This is a genomic window from Nonomuraea coxensis DSM 45129, from assembly GCF_019397265.1.
GTDB lineage: Bacteria > Actinomycetota > Actinomycetes > Streptosporangiales > Streptosporangiaceae > Nonomuraea > Nonomuraea coxensis.
Genome location: NZ_CP068985.1, coordinates 1,594,720 through 1,611,892 on the forward strand (window position 1 = coordinate 1,594,720; position 17,173 = coordinate 1,611,892).

Consider the following 17,173-nt stretch of genomic DNA (forward strand, 5'->3'; position numbering starts at 1 on the left):
TCCGACAGGATCCCGATCCGACGACCGCACCGCGATCACGGAGGCCACTCATGAAGATCTTCCTTCCGCTGCCCCGGACCCTGACATCCCTGTTCGTCATCGCCGTGGCGAAGCTCCCCGCCGAGCCCAGGTCACTCGTGCCCTGGCGGATCGCGCCGGCTCACCGGAGGGCGGCGCTCACCGCGATCGCCACCGGCCTCCTGGCCGTCACCCGGCACCCCACCCCATGGAGACCGGCGGGGGCGACGCTCCCCGCCGACCACCTGCGACGCCTGCGGCGCGCCACGGCCCACCTCGTGGTCGCCGCCACCGCGCCCCCGCACCGCCTGCCCGCCATCGCCCAGACGGCCCGCGCGGTCGCCCGCGCCCTGGCCGACGCCTGCGACGGCGTCCTGATCGACCCGCTGACCGGCTCCTCCGTGCCCGCCCGAGGGCGGCGCCCGGACGAGCCGACGGGGTTCGACCTCGGCGACGACTGGCTCGGCTGGGACGTCCAGGTGCACGACGCCGCCACCTGCCCGCCGTGGGACCCCGCCGACACGGCCGGCTGCGACTGCCTCCGCATGACCTCCCGCGGCCTGCGCAGGTTCGCGCTGCCCGAGATCACCCTCGACGGCGCGGCCTGCGCCCACACCCTGTGCGCCACCCACCTCCTGCGCACGGTCGCTCACCACCTGGTCTCCGGCCAGCTCGCCTACCTCGCGGCCCACCCCGGCGCCACGCACCGCCGCCTCGACGACTTCCTCCGCATCAGGCCGGAGGGAGCGGAGGCGCCGTTCGGCGTCCGGCTGACCCCGTACGACGCCGGTCAGGGCGGGCTCGGCCGCGCCGGCGGCATCCGCCGCCTCAAGGTCGGCCCGCCTCCTGGCGCAGGCCAGGTCACCTGCCTCAGGGTCGGTCCGCCCCCGGGCTTCACCGGCTCGGTCAACGACTGGCTCTGCGCCACGCGAGGCGCCCACCACGCCACCCTCACCTCCACCCCCTCCCTGGCCGCCGCCTGACCCTGCCCGAACCATCTGGTGCGGGGAGGCGTCAAAGTGACGTGATTCAGTTCGAGATGATCGACGAGGATCTGCGAACGGCACGGCGGCGGGCACGCCGCTGGAACGAGCTCGACGAGCAGCGGCAGGCGATCGCCGGCCGAATGCGGGAGACGCGGGCGGCGCTGGACGCGACCGTCGCCTGGGACCCGGAGAGCATGGCGGTGCAGGAAGCCAAGCTGAAGGCGTTCGGCCGCGCGCTGGCGTCGCTGCAGCGGGAGCTGGCCGAGGTCGGCCCGGCCCGGGACCTGTACGAGGAGCTGCTGCTGCGCAAGGAGCGGCGCCTCACGGACTCAGCCGACCCGCGCGGCGCCGAGCTCCTGGAGCTCGGCCGGCTGCTGGCCGAGCTGGACGTGGAGATCCCTGCCCGGGAACGTGCCAGGGAGGCGGGCCGCGCCGCCCTGCGGCGGCCGGACGACCGGGAGGCGGCGGCCGGGTTCGTCCGCCACCTGCAGGCCCTGGGGATGACGATCGAGGCCGGCGCGCTGCACGGCGAACGAGGGCTCCGCGAGGGGCGGACGCTGGTGGACGAGCTGGAGAGCCGCTGCCGCGAACTGGAGAACCTCCGCGCCCGCCTCCGCGTCCGCCGCGAGCAACTCCTCCTCGCCTGACCGACCCACGGCGAGGTGGTGATCGCCGCCATCTGCCTGACCCTGACGGCGAGGTGGTGATCGCCGTCATCTGCCGGGCCCTGCTCGTCTTCCGGCTCGTCGGACGCCAGGTAAAGGATCACCGGCCCGGCCGCCATCGCGTCGAGGACGTGGACCGCGAGGGCCAGCATGAAGATCTCGTTGCCGAAGTTCCACGCGTGCACGCTCGCCTGACCGCCGCTCTGCTCAGGATGACGCCGCCCGATGTCGCGGCGCCGTTCTTCCGGAGCCCTGCCTGGACGGATCTCACGCCCGCCGTAGACCTCTGTCACAGGCCGAGCACCGCGCACCCGACGCCGGCTACAACGGTGACGCGAAAACAATCTTGTAAGACGAGACCTTTACTGTTATTTTCAGGCTGTTTTGCTGATCATCGTCAGATCGGAGCTACATGCCCACGATTCCGTTACAAGCAGCATTAGTCGGCCTCCTGATGACCCCCCTCACCGCTCTTCCTGTCACGACAGGCGCCCAAGCGAGCCCACTGACCCCCATCGCCGCGCAGCGCGAGCCGGTCGAACTGCTCGGAGCAGCGAGCGAAACCACACGCTATTGGCTACATCCCGATGGACACATCACCACGGAAATCTGGTCAAGACCTGTCCGCGTCAAGAAGAGCAACGCGTGGGCATGGATTGACCCCTCGCTGTCGCTGCAGGGTTCCGCCATCAAACCGAAAGTTGTCAAGGGTGAGCTGACACTTCCGCGGGGCGGAGACGCATCACCGTCGACCACCTTCGCACTCACGCCTGACCAGTCCCTTGCTCTGTCATGGCCCGCCAAGCTGCCGGAGCCAACGCTGGAAGGCAGCCGCGCCACCTACACCAACGCCGCCGGACCCGGTGCCGATCTCGTAGTTACCGCGCTGGCCGCAGGCTTCCGCTATGACCTGGTCTTACGCGAGCGCCCCGCTAAGGCCCCCCAATTCGAGATTCCGGTAAAGGGCAACGGCCTGAAGTTGCGTGAAACTTCTGGGGGCCGCGTACGCGTGACCGACGGCGACGACCAGAACGTCGCGGTCCCCTCGAAGCCCTGGCTGGAAAGCAGCAAGGCCGCCCAGAGTCGCGGCGCGGTGGAGGCCGCAGTGGTCACCTCAGGTGGCGGGCAGACGCTGGTGCTCAAACCCGATCAGAAGTACCTCGTCGATCCGGCCACGAGTTATCCGGTTACCATACAGTCCGCCTTCAGCATCGTTCCGAGCGCTGACGCGGATGTTTGGAGCCTCTTGCCCGACTATCCGAACGGCGACGGCGGCACCCTTAAGGCGGGCACCGAATCGGACGGCAGCAAGTCCCGCGCCTACCTCAAGTTCAACACTTCGCCTCTCATTGGGCAGCAGATCACCAACGTCACACTATCCCTGCTCAATATCGACGGCCCCAGTTGCGGCTCCGCAGTGGGGGAGGCATACAGGTACGGCGCGTCACTAGCCGGTGGGATCCGACCACAGTCACCTGGGCGGCTCAGCCGACCAACACCACCGAGAACGCCGTCACCAATAGGAGCAGCGTCGGTGGATCCTGCGGCCCGACTGCTATGAGCTGGGACATCACATCCATGGCTCGTCAATGGGCCGGGGATGGCGGCAACTACGGCGTGGTGCTGATGTCGCCGGCCGAGCGCGCCAGCGCAAACTATCGGGTCTTCCCGTCGTCCGAAAATACAGACTTCAACGATCCGCCCAAGCTCACCGCGACATTCGCGCCCGGCGGCGAGGCCACCACCCTCTATCCTGCGGGCGCGGACGGCGTCGAGGTCATCCAGGCCCCCGCGACATGGGGCGACGACATCCCGCAGCTCGCCGAGCCCCAAGCGCACGCGCTGAGCTCGGCCATCGACCGCGCGGAGGCCAACGGCGACGCACTCGCCAAACCATACGTGGACATGGTCAGCGGTCAGGTCATCGTCCCAGCCGCCAGCGCTGACGGTCACACGATCGGATCCGCGCCCCTGACGGGCACCGCCTACCTTGGTCTCGGAGGCGTCGACTGGACGATTCCAGGTGACTTCACCGACGGCGACACGGACGAGGATTCCGACGGGGTGGTCGACCCGGGTGAGAGCTATACCTTTACTCCGCAAGTGCCGGACGCTGCCACCAGCTATTCCCGCCAGACGGCCATCGCCCGCGAGATCATGAACTTGACCAGCGCCGAATTGCCAGGTGCCGACCATCTCGTCGAGGCCCGGATCTGGGCGGAACGCAACCAGGTCCTCATCAAGACGAACGCGGTGTCGTCGGAGCTGAGGCTGGCGCTGGCCCAGCGCTACGGCACTAACGCGGTCGTGCTCCATCTGGACCCGAACGCCACCGTCCTGAAGCTCACGGCGGGTACGGACAGCCGCGCGAACGACAACGACGGCTATATCAACGGCGGCGGCGCATACGTGACGGAATACGGTGACGAGTGCACCATGGGCTTCGCCTGGAAGATCCCCGCAGGCAAGAGACTGGTGACCGCAGGGCACTGCATGCCGAAGGCTTACAGTTCGGTCCGCGTCTCCAACGATGGCACGCGTTTCTACGGCCAGCGCGTCGGCATGCTCACCACCTACGAATACGGCAAGGGCACTGTGCCGCTCCCGGGTCAGAACAAGTGGTTGGGCGACACGGCTTTGGTTACCACGGACCCGTCTGTGGCAGTGCCGACCGCGTCGATCTTCACCGGCGACGAGACATCGCGGACCAGGAGGCCGGTGAAGAGCAGTTGGAGCCGGCGGTCCGCGCACAACGAGCTGTACTGTGTCGGCGGACGCAGTACCGGCCAGCATTGCAACTGGCGGGTTGACAACCCCAACACGTGGAAGAAGACAGACGGCGGGACGACGGACAACATCGTCACCGGGAAACGATCCGGCGACTGCGTGGAGGGTGGCGACTCGGGCGGCCCGGTCTACACCTTCCGGAGTGATGGGTCCGTCGTGGCCAAGGGCGTTGCGAACGCCGGAACCAGCCCGCTGATCGGCGATTGCGTCATGGTGTTCACCGATATCACCACCATCCGTGAGGCGTACGGTGGTGACGTGTTGAAGCGGAAGTAAGGCAGGCTCTCCTTCCATGTTCACTTCTCGGTCCTTGGCGCTCGCCCTCCTGTGCAGCGCCCTGGTCACTGCGGGATGCGGTGCATCCACATGGCAGGACATACGTGTCGCGACGTTATCTCCAGATGGCAAGACTCTGACCGTCAAGCTGATCTTCGGAGCGCCTGACGAGACGGGGAAGCCGTGTGAGCGGGTGACGGATACGGAGGTGACCGAATCGCCGTCTCGGGTGGTCATCGGGGTCGAAGTGGATGACTCCTGTCGCCGAAGCTGGCCATGGGAGGAGGAGTTCACCAACATGATCGGGCGGGCTCATCTCGTGCAGCTCAAGCTGAAAGAGCCGTTGGGCGAACGGACCGTCGTCAACAACTCGAGCGACGAGCCCGTCGCGATCAATCGATAGCGGTGAGGCGGGAGTACCCCGCCTCACCCCACCTAAGGCTCGCGATCAGCTCGTCGATCGCGGCCGCCGTCGAGCGCGTCCTTGGAGTCCCTGCAGGTGGCCACCACCCACGTCGGCTACGCCCAGACCCTTGCCCGCCTGACCACCGTGGGCCGGGCCGCAGCACGCGGTCGCCGCGCTCGCGCCTGATGTGACTCCCATGCAGGTCCGTGTTATCAGCCACAGAGTGCGAGGTTGATCATCTCAGTGTCGAATAACGATCGATTTCGCACAAGATCAAAATAGGAGCGTCGTCCTAGAAGCCGCTCGTTTGGGGCTCATGACACGTTTCTTACCGGCACCCCGAGTAGCCCCGGAGATCATGCCCCAGGCATAGCCGTCCGGCGGCGGCGCGCAGCACCAGGGAGCGGCACGGCGTCGGGGGTACTGATTTTGTCCACGGCCGCGCGGCGGGCCCGCTCCGGCCGCCGGTCGTACCGCGCCGTCGTGGCCGGTGAAGCGTGCCCGAGCAGGGCCTGCGCGGTGGCCAGGTCCACGCCGGCGTCCAGGAGTTCGCCCGTGAAGGTGCGGCGGAAGTCGTGCGCGTCGGGGGCCTCGGGGAGCCCGGCCTGGGCGGCGCGGGTGGCGATCACGTCGCCGACCGTCTGGCCGCTCATATGTGCCACGATGCCCGCCCGGGTGCGGCGCACATGCCCGCCGCGCGGGGTGAACGGCGCGAACAGGCCGCCCGGCTTGTTGCCGCGCACGGTCAGCCACGCCTCGATCCGGGAGACGGCGCTGGACGTGAGGTAGACGAGCCGTTCCTTGTTCCGCTTGCCGTGCCGGATGCGCAGGGACCGGTCGGCCGGGTCGTAGTCGTCCAGCGTCACCCCGGCCAGCTCGGAGCGGCGGGCGCCGGTCGAGTACAGCGCCGCGAGCAGGGCCGCGTCCCGCAGTGCCGTGCGGCGTAGCCGCTCGCGGTGCGCTTCGTCCTCGACGTCGTCGGGGTTGAGGTCGGCGTCGCAGGCGGCGAACAGCGCGCCCACCCGCTCCACCGGCAGGTGCTTGCCCGCGGGGAGGCGCGTCCCCGAGAACTGGGGGACACGCTGGGCGCGGTCGCGCTCGTCAGCGGTCATCAGCCCGAGCAGCCACGCCCGGTCGAGGACCTGCCGCAGGGCGACGATGTGCTTATTCCGGTACGCAGTTGACCACGGCTCCGGGTCGGCGTCCTTGCGGCGGGTGGTCGCCGCGGCGATCATGGAGCGGATGTGCTGGGTGTGCTCGGGCCTCAGCAGGTGCCAGTGCACGGTCTCCCCGGTGATGGCGAGCGCAGCCGCGTCCGGCTTCCCGGCGTCGAGGCCGGCAGGGTCTCGGCCTGCCATGAGGCGGGCGATCCGGTCGAGGCAGCCCTTCATGGCGCGGCGGGATTCGGCGCTGTCGAGGCTGTCGAGGTAGGCCCAGTACGGGTTCCTGGCCCGGTCGGGCGGGGCCGCCACAGCGGGCAGTTCGCTCGCGATCTTCTCCGGCAGTTGGTCGATCATCGCGTCCTCAGTCCTCGCCTTAGCACCGCGCGGTGCTCACCGTGATCATATTTGTTTTATCGGCGGGAATCGACATTCCCGGTAATAAAAAAGGGCCTGTTGAGCAACATGTACATCCTGGACTTCCTGTGCGGGCTGTCCAGATTCCCGTAAGGTGGAGGCATCCACCAAGCCACCGCAACCCTCGACCGGCACAGAGCGACCCGGTCACCCACGGGAGTGACAACCGCATGACCACCACGCACGACTCACTGGGCATCTCCGAAGCCCGCAGCCAGCTCGGCACGCTCGTAGCGCGCGCCGTGCACGGCCGCCGGCACACCACCATCAGCCGATCCACCACCGAGCGCGCAGTGCTCATTTCCGAGGAGGAGTTCGAGGAGTATGTACGACTTAAGCGAGAGCGCGAGACCGCCGAGGTCCGCGCCAAGATGGACGCTGCCGCCCGGGGGGAGCTCGAAATGACCACCTACACATCGCGCGAGCAGGCTTACGACGACCTCGGGCTAGGTGACACCGCCCAGTGAAGATCCCCGTCGTCTTCGCCCCCGACGTCAAGATCGCTCTGCGGCTGGCGCCGATGACCCTGCGCGCGTCGATCGTTGACGCGCTGCTGGACCTGGGCGACGACCCCACACCCCCCGAAGCCGTACCGTACGCCGAGATCCCCGGCGCGTACGAGCTGATCACGCCGACCTTCCGCGCGCTCTATACGCACGGCCCGGAAGACCTCGATCACGTGTCGATTTGGGTCCTCCACATCAACACCTGAGGAGCGAAAACGGCTGAGAGCGTCCAGGAGCCCCCCTCTTCGCTCCTGGAACTCCCAGCGCCAGGCAACCCGAGTTCGCCCGCCAGCGTGCGCCACGGAGAGATCATTTAGCGAAGATCGCGATACACGAACCGGACAGAGGCTACTAACGCCCCATCAGGCGCTTATCGGACTCGAACAGATGGACGAGCCACAGCCACCCCGCGTAGGCTCGACCCCCATGGAGGAACCCGCCGCCGAGGCGCCCCGCGCGCTCAGCATGCCGCCCATGGTGCTCCTCGCCCGCACCCGTAAGGCGTTCCTCCTCGCTCGCGCCCCCGTCGTCGCCAACAACCAACACGAGTGGTGGGCGAAGATCGCCATCCCCCTCGGATCCGACGTGACCGGCGGCGACCCCAGCGTGGACTACAGGTGGGTCCACTTCAAGATGCTGACCAAGTGTCAGGTGACACCGGATCTGGCCGCGTGCCAACCGAAGTGGCCAGAACTTGGCCAACGATGCAGGAGGGTGACACTCGATCTGGCCAAAGCGTGGAGCCTGGGCACTTCACCTGGCTGACTCAGTTCGCCTGATCAAGCCGATTTCTGGGCGGCCGCGTCCTTGGTCGCTCCCTCACGCTCCAGCCATGTCGCGAAATCCATCAGCTGTGGATGGCGCTCACGCAGGGACGGGATGTCGGCGTGCCAGCCGCCCATGTGGTTGGCGAACTCGTAACCGGCCACGGCGTCGTGCCCCTTGTCGGTCAGGGCTTCGCGTGGGATGGCGCGGTAGGTGATCGGGCGGCCAAGTGTCCGGCTCATCAGGTGGGCGATTTCCGGCATGGTTCGCTCGTCGCCGGCCAGCTCCAGAGTCAGGCCCAGGTACTGCTCCCGGTGGGTGAAGGCCAAGGCCGCGAAGACGCCGATGTCGGTGCCGGCGATGAGCTGCACCGGTACGTCGGGGCGGATGACGTCGGCAATGACACCATCGCGGGCGCCGAAGCGGGGGTCGATCTGGTTTTCCATGAACCGGACCGGCCGCAAGATCGTTAGTGGCAAGCCGAGCTGCTTGGCGTACGTCTCCAGTTCCGCCTTGCTCTCCCACCGCCGAATTCCGTGGCCGGCGTCGGCCGAACCGACGGAGGCGTACACGAAGTGCCGCACGCGGGCCTCGGCGGCGGCGTCGGCGACGTTTCTGCCCAGACACAGCTCGTCCTCGATGGTGAAATCGGCGGGGGTGCCCGGGTAGCCCATGGTGGGCTGCACGCTGAAGACGCCGTACGCGCCCTGGAATGCGGTTTCGAGCTGGGCGCGGTTCCCCATGTCGCCGCGGACGAGCTGCGCACCCGCGCGGGCCAGTTCTTGGGCGGCGACGGTCTGCGGGTCGCGTACCAGGGCACGCACCCGCCACCCGGCGGCCAGCAGAGCCCTCGCCGTCGCGCCGCCCTGGGTGCCGCTGGCGCCCGTGACCACGATCGTGTTGTCCATCTTCATGCTCCTCTCGACAAAGCGGGGATAGTCCCCGTTTAACGACAAGGTACGATACGGGGACTATCCCCGTTTTGGCAAAGCGACCAAGGAGAACCGTGACGCGACCACCGGCCCGCCCTCGGCGCGCCGACGCCCTGCGCAACTACGAACGCCTCCTGGCCGCGGCCACCGACGCCTTCGCCGAGCACGGCCCCCAGGCGCCGCTCGACGACATCGCCCGTGCCGCCGGGGTCGGCAACGCGACGCTCTACCGCCACTTCCCCACCCGCCAGGCACTGCTCGAAGCCGTCTTCCACGGCCACATCCAACGCCTGTGCCACCGGGCCGAGGAACTGACATCAGCGCCTCAGCCCGCCGCCGCGCTGATCTCCTGGCTCAAGGACATCGCCGCCCAGGGCAGCGCCGCCCACGGACTGGCCGCCTCGCTCATGGCGGCGATGGAAGGTCCGGAGGATTCATGGTGCCGAAAGGCCGTCTCCGACGCAGCCGCCGCCCTGCTGGCCCGGGCGCAGGAGGCGGGCGAGATCCGTATCGACGTCACTGTGCGGCAACTGCTCAAGCTCGTCAATGCCATCGCCCTGGCCACGGAGGCCGACCCGAAGCCGGAGGAGGCCGACCGGCTCCTCGACATCCTGCTCAACGGATTGCGCACCCCGAGCAGTCGCCGAGCGCGCACCTGACTTGCCTGAAGACCCTCGATATCTGTGAGGCAAGTTCGCACCACCTATCGGTATGCCTCATGATCGATAGACGGGACAAAAAGCGCAGGTCGGCAGCAGCCGAAGTGCTCCTGATGTTGGACACGATGATCGCCGCGACCGGGAAATGGCCACTTTGGACGGCACAACTGCCTCGCCGTTCGTGACAGGTGAACTGGCCAACGCGAGGCCACCCCATGATCAATGGCCAGATCGGATGTCACCTGACACCAAGCTCGCCGGCGTCGACTACAGCGAAGTGCCGACGCTCGACGGCCGCGACGACCGGTAGAAGGCTTGCCCCCGCCCTCCGGCGAGGGAGAACGGGACTACCGCACGAGCCCCTGTTCAGGGCGGGGGCAAGCTGCATGCGGCGGCGCGTGCCGCATGGATCGCCTACTCCCGCCCCGAACCTGGACAGTTCGGGGGTCTGCGCACCCGTGAACAGGGCAGGAGCAAGCCGTCTTCAGGGGATGCCCGCTAGTACCACCAGCCCGACGCCGGCCTTAGCGGCATCGCCAACACAGATCCTCCCGCCCCCGCAGGGAGGACTGCCGGGGGCTGCTCGACGGGAGCGCTCCCAGGCTGGGGCTGGCTATCGCCGGGCTCGGTCTGGACCGGGCTGGACGGCGCGGCCGTAGGCTCCGGGCCCACCGTCTTCGTGGGCTCCGGCGCGAGGGTCGGCTCCTTCGAGGGCTCCGGCTCCTTCGTCGGGGCCGGCGGGGTCGGCTGCTCGGTCGGGTCGCTCGTCGGCGTCGGCTCCGACGTCGTCGGCTGCTCAGTCGGTGTGAGCGACGGCGTCGGGTCCGGCACCGGGACCGTGGGCATCGTCGTCGGGGTGGACGTGGGCGCGGTGGTGGTTGGCGACGGCTGGACTACTGGCGTCCTGGTCCGCTCGACGGGGGGCACGTCAGCGATCAGGGTCGACTGCTCCACCACGGGCGAAGGGCCGGCGGCCCGCACGGCTGTCGCCGTGGGCGCGGGCGTCCTGGCGGCCACCGTGGGGGGCGCCGTGGTGATCGACGCGGCCGGGGCCGTCGTCGGCGAGGCAGCCCGCACGGTGGCCGGCGGATGCGCCACCGCCGTGGCGGTGGTGCGCTCGGGCTTCGGCGAACTGGTGGGGGGCGGGACCGTCTCGGCGGTGAACACGGACGGCGCGGGCGTGCTCGGAGAAGGCGACTGCTCCCCCGCCAGAGTGGTCGGCAGGACGGGCAGCGCCATCAACAGGTCGGGTGCCGGCGCGGGGCCCTGATCGGACTGCTTGAACCCGAACGCTGCTGCGATCGGCTTCGCCGCCTCCTCGGCCGCGAACACAACGGGCGTACCCGCCGCCGCGGTGATGGCGACGGCGGCCGGGGCCGACACTCCGGCCGTCGCCTGAACCCCGATGACAGCGCTGGCAATGACCTTCCCGACGACTGTGGAGACGGGGCCCGTGGCTTGTGCGGCCGCGCCCGATGTGCCGGACGCCTCGGCGGCGAGCGCGCGCAGGATCGGAGCGCGTTCACGACGACGGCGATCGGCGCGGTGAGCGCCTCCACCAGCGCCCCGCCGACTCCGGCCCCGGTGAGCTGGAGGGCGGAGTGCGTCGCGGTGCACATAACCTTCGTCATGGATTCGACGGTTATCCATATAACCGCCTTCGCGGCAATAAGGGTTACGATGGCGACATGCCTGACTCAGACCTGGCACCGCCGGTCGAGCCGAAGCCCGCCGCGTCGCCCGCCGCGTCGCCCGCCGCGTCGCCCGCCCCGTCGCCGGTCGCGTCGCCCGCCCCGTCGCCGGTCGCGTCGCCGGTCGCGTCGCCGGTCCCGCCGGCGCCGGGAGCGCTGGAGTTCGTCCGCGCGTTCGTGAACACCCGTGACGTCGAAGCCGGGACCGACCGTCTCGCCGACCCCGCCTCCTGGGCCGGGTGGGCGGGTGAGCACGGCATCAGGGGCGCGACGGACGCCGAGGCCCTCGCGCGGGCGATCGACCTGCGCGAGAGCCTGCGCCAGGCCCTCCTCGCCAATCACGATCGGCTGCCGCTCCCCGCCTCCACCGCCACGGCCCTCACCGACGCCGCCCGACGGTCACGCGCCGCCGTCACGTTCACCCCCGAGGGCGTCGTCCTCGCCGGCCGCGCCGGCGACCAGGGGATGGACGCCGTGATCGGCCGGGTTCTCGGCGCCACGGCGGCGGCGCTGGCCGACGGGACCTGGGCCCGCCTGAAGGTCTGCGCCAACGACCGCTGCCGATGGGCCTTCTACGACCACTCCCGATCCCGTACGGGCCGCTGGTGCTCGATGCAACTGTGCGGCAACCGCGTCAAACAGGCCCGCTGGCGGACCGGTCAGGCCACATAGCCGCGACCGGAGACCTCGTGGCCGGGCATCAGCGGCTGAGGACGGCGCGCAGGACCTGCTCCAGTGTGGTCAGAGGATCGTCCGCCATGGACGGGGTGCGCCAGGCGACGTAGCCGTCCGGGCGGACCAGGACGGCGCCGTCCCCGTCGACGCCGTACCGGTCCCGCCAGCGCCCCTCCACGTCCCGCAGTTCCTCGCCCACCAGCAGGCGGGTGAGCTGCACCCCGAGCCGTTCCTTGACCATGCGGCCGGCGTCCATCCAGGGCTGGCCGCCCTGCCTGTCGGCCATCAGGACGAAGCCCGAGCCGAACAGGTCGATGGTGGAGACGCGCTGGCCCTCCCAGTCGAGGATCACGTGCGGCGCCCGGCTGCCGGGCCGGCCGTTCGGGATCCGGGGGTCTTCCAGGACGGAGCCGTCGTCGCCGGGTTCGTCCAGGATCGCCGTGGAGTGGTAGCGGTGACCGATCAGGGCGCCGACCGGGTCGGCGAGCGGCTCCGGGTAGCCGACGCGGGCCGCCGGCGGCATGCGTACGCCGAGGTTGGCGAGGTGCGCGTCGGCGGTCAGGGCGCCGATGGGGCGGCGTTCGGCGTCGTACGTGTCGAGGAAGGCCGGCCCGGCCTGGCCGGTGACGACGAGCCACAGCCGCCAGGCGAGGTCGGCGCCGTCCTGGAGGGCGGTGCTGCCGCCCTGGCCGCCGGTGGGCGGCATGGTGTGGGCGGCGTCCCCGGCGAAGAAGACCCGCCCGGCGCGGTAGGTGTCGGCCAGGATGTGGGCCAGCCCGAACGTCGTACGGTCCAGGATCCGCACGTCGAGCCCCGGACGGCCGGTCGCGAGGCGGACGAGCTCGACGCAGCGTTCGTCGGTGAAGTCGGCCTGGGTCTCGTCCTCGGCCAGGTTGACGCCGAGCACGTGGGCGCCGACGCCGGTGCCGGTCACGATGGCGCCGGTGAAGACGTCGTTCTGGAGGTACCAGAGGGTGACCTCGCGCTCGCGTACGAGGTGGCCGAGGTCGGCGTCGAACATGATCGAGCAGGTCTGCCCCAGCTCGCCCTTGCCCGAGGTGGGCACGCCGAGGGCGTGGCGCAGGGGGCTGCGGTAGCCGTCGGCGGCCACCACGTAGTCGGCGCGGACGAGCCGTTCCTCGCCGCCGCCGGTGCGGATGCGGGCGGTGACGCCGTCGTCGTCCTGGTCGAGGGAGATGAGCTCGGTGGAGAAGCGCAGGTCGGCGCCCAGCTCCTCGGCGGCGTGCCGGAGCACGCGCTCGATCTCGGCCTGGGGCGCGCCGATCTGGGCGACCGGGGTGACCTCGCGGAGGAAGCTCATGTCCTCGTCCCCGCCGGTCATGATGAGGTGCGGGTCGGGGTCGGCCAGGCTCCTGGCGATGGCGATGCGCATGGTGTCGCCGATGCCGGTCCAGATGTCGGAGAGGGCCTCCTCCACGCCCGGCACGGGTCGCAGCAGCTCCACGGCGCGCGGGCCGACGCCGAACGCCTTGGGCTGGACGGACGTGCCCGGGTGCCGTTCGACCAGCAGGACCGGCACCTCGCGCCAGGCCAGGAGCATCGCCGCGCTCAGCCCTGCGTATCCCCCGCCGACCACAAGGACCGGCACTCGCTCCTCTTCCATTGCTTGCCCACCTCCGTGAACGAGTACTATCGCGTTCGTGGCCGAGCGACACGATATGTCGCGTTTGTGGAGCTGGTCAAGACATATCGCGAAAGTGGCGTCGCCGTGAGAGCCACGGCGGTCGCGGCCAGGACGGCGAGCAGGCCCCACACCGGCGCGAACCCGTGGGAGACGTCCTTGAGCAGGCCGAGGGCGGGCGGGGTGAGGATGACGGCGATCTGGTTGACGGCCATCGCCGCGCCGAGCGCGAACCCGGTCCTGCCCGGAGGCGCCGACTCGGCCAGATGGGCGACCCAGGGGCCGTACCAGCCGATGCCGAAGAACCCGAGCCAGACGAACAGGAGGGAAGCCGCCGTCGGGGAGCGCCCCACGGGAGTGGCAAGCGCGACCAGACCCACGACCACCGCGACCAGACAGACCAGCACGGAGAAGTAGCGGCCGGACCAACTGGACTGACCCGACCGACCCGGCCGACCCGACCGACCCGGCCGACCCGGCCGACCCGACCGACCGGACCGACCGGACCGACCGGACCGACCGGACCGACCGGACCGACCGGACCGACCGGACCGACTGGACCGACCGGACCGGCTGGACCGGCTGGACCGGCTGGGTCGGCCGGATTCGCCGGATCGGTTGCGGTCGCTCCAGGCGGCCAGGCAGACGCGGCCGGCCGCGCCCGCCGCCTGCACCGCCACGAGGACGAGGGCCGCCGCGCCCGGCGCGAGGGCCGCCGTCTCGTGAAGGTGCAGCACGGCCAGGGCGCCGATGCCGCTGTGCACCGCGACCAGGCTCGTCCCGGACACCAGGATCCTCACCATGGCCGGTTCCCGCAGCAACCGCAGCCGCCCGCCAGCCTCCGCGCCAGTGCTGGTAGCGGCTGTACTGGGGGCCTTGGTGGTGCGGGGGAGGGGCGGGCGTCGGCAGAAGGCGGTGAAGGTGATCGCCCCCAGGAACGCGACCGCCGCGCCCGCCGTCAGCGTCGCGCGCCACCCGGCGGAGGCGGCGAGCGCGGGCAGGACGGCCGCGGCCAGCACGCCTCCCAGTGGCAGCCCCGCCTGGCGGATGCCCATGGCCAGCCCCCGCCTAGAGGTGTCGAACCAGGACGCCACCGACTTGCTGCCCCCGGGCTGGACGGTGCTGTACCCGGCGCCGACGACCAGGAGGACGAGCAGCAGGGCCGCGTACCCGGGCGCGTGGCTTCCCGCCGCGAGGCTCACGGCCACCACGCAGGCGCCCGCCCCGACGACCCAGCGCTCGTCGTAGCGGTCCAGGAGTTCCCCGGCGACCAGCAGGCCCGCCAGCGGGGCCAGTTGCGCGGCCGAGAGGAGGAGTCCGAGCTGGGCGGCGCTCAGGTCGAGGTCGCGTTGCAGGTGCACGCCCATCGCCCCGATGCCCTGGACGAAGAAGCCGGAGGCGGCCTGGGTGAAGGTGGCGGCGGCCAGCACCGCCCACCGGTACCGCCCGGCCCGCCACGCCCCACGCCCGGCCTCGGCGACCCCATGGGAGGCGGGGACGGCGCTCGTACGTGAGGACCGGAGGTGGTGGCGTGGCATGCCGCCAGCCTGCTGTAATGGTCTTATGCATCTCAACCCTTACGGCGAGGATGCCGTCAACCTGGCCGCGGACCTGGTCAACCGCCGCCCGGCCACGCCGGAAGAGCTCGCCGACCGCTGCCGCGAGGCCGGCCTGGTGCTGGAGCGCCCGGTCACGCAGGACGACCTGGTCCGCGTGCACGCGGTGCTGGACGCCTGGGAGAAGGTCGTCGACGCCGGGGACGAGCACGAGCGCGCCGCGCTGGTCAACCGCATGCTGGCGGACTCGGCCGCCTACCCTCGCATGACCGACCACGCGGGCGGCTGGCACCTGCACTACCGCGACGACCGGCAGTCGCTCGGCGCGGTGCTGTCCTCGCTCATCTCCGTGGGCACCGCGCTGCACCTGGTGGGCCGGGGTGTGCACCGCCTCAGGCGGTGCGCGGTCGGCGAGTGCACGGCGATCTTCGCCGACACCTCGCGCACGGGCCGGCAGCGCTACTGCTCCCAGCGGTGCGCCAACCGCGACGCGGTGCGCCGCCACCGGGCGAGCCGCGCGACACCAGGTCCGTGAGCGTCAGGACAGGTGGCGTTCCAGGGACTCGATCTTGGCCGTCATGCCGTCGGTCACCCCTTCGCGCAGGTCGGCCTTGAGCACCAGGCTCACCCGGGGCGCGACCTCGGCGACGGCGTCCACGGCCCGCTTGATCACGGCCATGACGTCGTCCCACTCGCCCTCGATCGTGGTGAACATGGCGTCGGTGCGGTTGGGCAGGCCGCTGTCGCGGACCACCTTGACGGCGCGGGCCACCGGCTCGGCGACTCCCTCGCCGACGCCCAGCGGGGTGATGGAGAATGCGACGATCACCCGCCCGATCCTAGCTGAGCAGGAGAAAGGCCGGGAAACGCGAAAAGCCACGACGCCGTCGAACGTCGTGGCCCACCGCTCACCCCGGCACGATCACCCGTGGTCGTGGTCGTGCTCTTCGTCCTCTTCCTCGCTGAGCCCTTCGGAGGGCTCCACCCCGAGCACGGCCTCCCGCGGCTCGATCTCGGCGATGTGATCGACCAGCGCCAGCACGTGGTCCGGCTCGATCAGCCACTGCAGGGCCGAGGCGCCGGTGTCGTCGGCGTTGACCAGCTCGGCCTGCTCCGTGCGCTCCTCCTCGGTGAGGTCGGCGTCCGGGTGGCGGATCTCGGCGAGCGCCGCCGCCTGCAGGGCGTTCATGTCGAGCACCTCGACGGTCAGCTCGACCGTGAGGCGGAGGTACTTCGGTTCTTCATCAGTCATGGCGACGACTCTAGGGCAGCTTCCACTCCACGGGCGCCGCGCCTTGCCTGACCAGCAGCTCATTGGCCCGGCTGAACGGCCGGGAGCCGAAGAAGCCGCTGCGCGCCGACAGCGGGGAGGGGTGCGCGGACTCGACGCGGGGCACCTCGCCGAGCATGGGGGCGAGGTTGCGGGCGTCGCGGCCCCACAGGATGGCGACCAACGGCTTGTCGCGCGCCACCAGGGCCCGGATGGCCTGCTCGGTGACCTGCTCCCAGCCCTTGCCGCGGTGCGAGGCGGGCTTGCCCGGCATGACGGTGAGGACCCTGTTGAGCAGCAGCACGCCCTGGTCGGCCCACGGCGTGAGATCGCCGTTGGAGGGCCGGGGGAGGCCGAGGTCGGTCTCCATCTCCTTGTAGATGTTGACCAGGCTGCCCGGCAGCGGCCGCACGTCGGGGGCCACCGAGAACGACAGCCCGACCGGGTGGCCGGGCGTCGGGTAGGGGTCCTGGCCGACGATGAGCACCTTGACCTCGTCGAAGGGCTGGCTGAACGCGCGCAGCACGTGCCCCCCGGCGGGAAGGTATTGCCTGCCTTCGGCGATCTCCTTGCGCAGGAACTCGCCCATCAGGGCGATCTGCTCGGCGACGGGTTCTAGCGCCTCAGCCCATCCGGCTTCGACGACTTCTTTCAGTGGACGACCGGCCATGGCCGTTGAGCTTATCCAGCTCTGGTGCGGCTTGTGAGCCGAATGCCCGCTGACCCCGTACCGGAATGATCACGGGCGCCCGCCCCCGTGGC

General features: G+C 70.3%; 18 protein-coding genes. 11 read left to right on the forward strand and 7 right to left on the reverse strand.

The genetic code is table 11. The annotated features are described in order from the left end of the window. The first annotated feature begins 50 nt into the window (after window positions 1-50). The 4 genes from Nocox_RS07795 to Nocox_RS07810 all read left to right on the forward strand — a co-directional run bounded on the left by Nocox_RS07795 (window position 51) and on the right by Nocox_RS07810 (window position 5,135). Complete coding sequence (locus Nocox_RS07795) at window positions 51-1,001, forward strand: hypothetical protein (RefSeq protein WP_219495585.1); 951 nt, start codon at window positions 51-53, stop codon at window positions 999-1,001. Between the two features lie 41 nt (window positions 1,002-1,042). Beyond that, window positions 1,043-1,651 carry a hypothetical protein gene (locus tag Nocox_RS07800; protein WP_020546735.1) on the forward strand — a complete coding sequence of 203 codons (609 nt, stop codon included), beginning with the start codon at window positions 1,043-1,045 and terminating at the stop codon, window positions 1,649-1,651. A 1,422-nt stretch (window positions 1,652-3,073) separates the two neighbouring features. Then, entirely contained in the window at window positions 3,074-4,732 is a 1,659-nt protein-coding gene (locus Nocox_RS07805; RefSeq protein ID WP_157383411.1) for a DNRLRE domain-containing protein, read from the forward strand. A gap of 34 nt (window positions 4,733-4,766) precedes the next feature. Further along, a complete protein-coding gene (locus Nocox_RS07810; protein ID WP_157383410.1) occupies window positions 4,767-5,135 on the forward strand; it encodes a hypothetical protein in 369 nt (122 codons plus the stop codon). A 359-nt stretch (window positions 5,136-5,494) separates the two neighbouring features. On the opposite strand, the gene Nocox_RS07815 is transcribed toward Nocox_RS07810, so the two are convergent. Next, window positions 5,495-6,655, reverse strand: coding sequence for a tyrosine-type recombinase/integrase (locus tag Nocox_RS07815; RefSeq protein ID WP_020546732.1), 1,161 nt, complete (start codon window positions 6,653-6,655; stop codon window positions 5,495-5,497). Between the two features lie 230 nt (window positions 6,656-6,885). Between Nocox_RS07815 and Nocox_RS07820 the strand changes: the two genes are divergently transcribed. The 3 genes from Nocox_RS07820 to Nocox_RS07830 all read left to right on the forward strand — a co-directional run bounded on the left by Nocox_RS07820 (window position 6,886) and on the right by Nocox_RS07830 (window position 7,986). After that, on the forward strand, window positions 6,886-7,182 hold the full coding sequence (locus Nocox_RS07820) for a type II toxin-antitoxin system Phd/YefM family antitoxin (protein ID WP_020546731.1): 297 nt from the start codon (window positions 6,886-6,888) through the stop codon (window positions 7,180-7,182). Next, entirely contained in the window at window positions 7,179-7,427 is a 249-nt protein-coding gene (locus Nocox_RS07825; protein WP_020546730.1) for a hypothetical protein, read from the forward strand. Before Nocox_RS07820 ends, Nocox_RS07825 begins: the two co-directional genes overlap by 4 nt. 220 nt (window positions 7,428-7,647) lie before the next feature. Continuing rightward, window positions 7,648-7,986, forward strand: a complete 339-nt coding sequence (locus Nocox_RS07830; protein ID WP_020546729.1) for a hypothetical protein — start codon at window positions 7,648-7,650, stop codon at window positions 7,984-7,986. A gap of 14 nt (window positions 7,987-8,000) precedes the next feature. On the opposite strand, the gene Nocox_RS07835 is transcribed toward Nocox_RS07830, so the two are convergent. Next, a complete protein-coding gene (locus Nocox_RS07835; protein WP_026215074.1) occupies window positions 8,001-8,894 on the reverse strand; it encodes an NmrA/HSCARG family protein in 894 nt (297 codons plus the stop codon). A gap of 98 nt (window positions 8,895-8,992) precedes the next feature. Here Nocox_RS07835 and Nocox_RS07840 point away from each other — a divergent pair, with 98 nt between their 5' ends. From Nocox_RS07840 to Nocox_RS07850, 3 genes are all read left to right on the forward strand, one after another. Beyond that, the gene (locus Nocox_RS07840) at window positions 8,993-9,577 is read left to right on the forward strand and encodes a TetR/AcrR family transcriptional regulator (RefSeq protein WP_020546727.1); all 585 of its coding nucleotides are present in this window, start codon (window positions 8,993-8,995) and stop codon (window positions 9,575-9,577) included. A 679-nt stretch (window positions 9,578-10,256) separates the two neighbouring features. Continuing rightward, window positions 10,257-10,847, forward strand: coding sequence for a hypothetical protein (locus Nocox_RS07845; RefSeq protein ID WP_020546726.1), 591 nt, complete (start codon window positions 10,257-10,259; stop codon window positions 10,845-10,847). A 418-nt stretch (window positions 10,848-11,265) separates the two neighbouring features. After that, the gene (locus Nocox_RS07850) at window positions 11,266-11,940 is read left to right on the forward strand and encodes a CGNR zinc finger domain-containing protein (protein WP_020546725.1); all 675 of its coding nucleotides are present in this window, start codon (window positions 11,266-11,268) and stop codon (window positions 11,938-11,940) included. A 28-nt stretch (window positions 11,941-11,968) separates the two neighbouring features. Here Nocox_RS07850 and Nocox_RS07855 read toward each other — a convergent pair whose 3' ends face one another. Beyond that, a complete protein-coding gene (locus Nocox_RS07855) occupies window positions 11,969-13,567 on the reverse strand; it encodes an FAD-dependent monooxygenase (protein WP_026215073.1) in 1,599 nt (532 codons plus the stop codon). A gap of 26 nt (window positions 13,568-13,593) precedes the next feature. Then, a complete protein-coding gene (locus tag Nocox_RS07860) occupies window positions 13,594-15,123 on the reverse strand; it encodes an MFS transporter (protein ID WP_020546723.1) in 1,530 nt (509 codons plus the stop codon). A gap of 25 nt (window positions 15,124-15,148) precedes the next feature. On the opposite strand from Nocox_RS07860, the gene Nocox_RS07865 reads away from it, so the two are divergent. Next, window positions 15,149-15,676 carry a CGNR zinc finger domain-containing protein gene (locus tag Nocox_RS07865; RefSeq protein ID WP_020546722.1) on the forward strand — a complete coding sequence of 176 codons (528 nt, stop codon included), beginning with the start codon at window positions 15,149-15,151 and terminating at the stop codon, window positions 15,674-15,676. Between the two features lie 3 nt (window positions 15,677-15,679). Here Nocox_RS07865 and Nocox_RS07870 read toward each other — a convergent pair whose 3' ends face one another. The 3 genes from Nocox_RS07870 to Nocox_RS07880 all read right to left on the reverse strand — a co-directional run bounded on the left by Nocox_RS07870 (window position 15,680) and on the right by Nocox_RS07880 (window position 17,081). After that, the gene (locus Nocox_RS07870) at window positions 15,680-15,970 is read right to left on the reverse strand and encodes an MTH1187 family thiamine-binding protein (protein WP_020546721.1); all 291 of its coding nucleotides are present in this window, start codon (window positions 15,968-15,970) and stop codon (window positions 15,680-15,682) included. Window positions 15,971-16,063: 93 nt separating this feature from the next. Continuing rightward, the gene (locus Nocox_RS07875; RefSeq protein WP_020546720.1) at window positions 16,064-16,393 is read right to left on the reverse strand and encodes a hypothetical protein; all 330 of its coding nucleotides are present in this window, start codon (window positions 16,391-16,393) and stop codon (window positions 16,064-16,066) included. A gap of 10 nt (window positions 16,394-16,403) precedes the next feature. Next, on the reverse strand, window positions 16,404-17,081 hold the full coding sequence (locus Nocox_RS07880) for a uracil-DNA glycosylase (protein WP_026215072.1): 678 nt from the start codon (window positions 17,079-17,081) through the stop codon (window positions 16,404-16,406). Window positions 17,082-17,173: the final 92 nt, after the last annotated feature.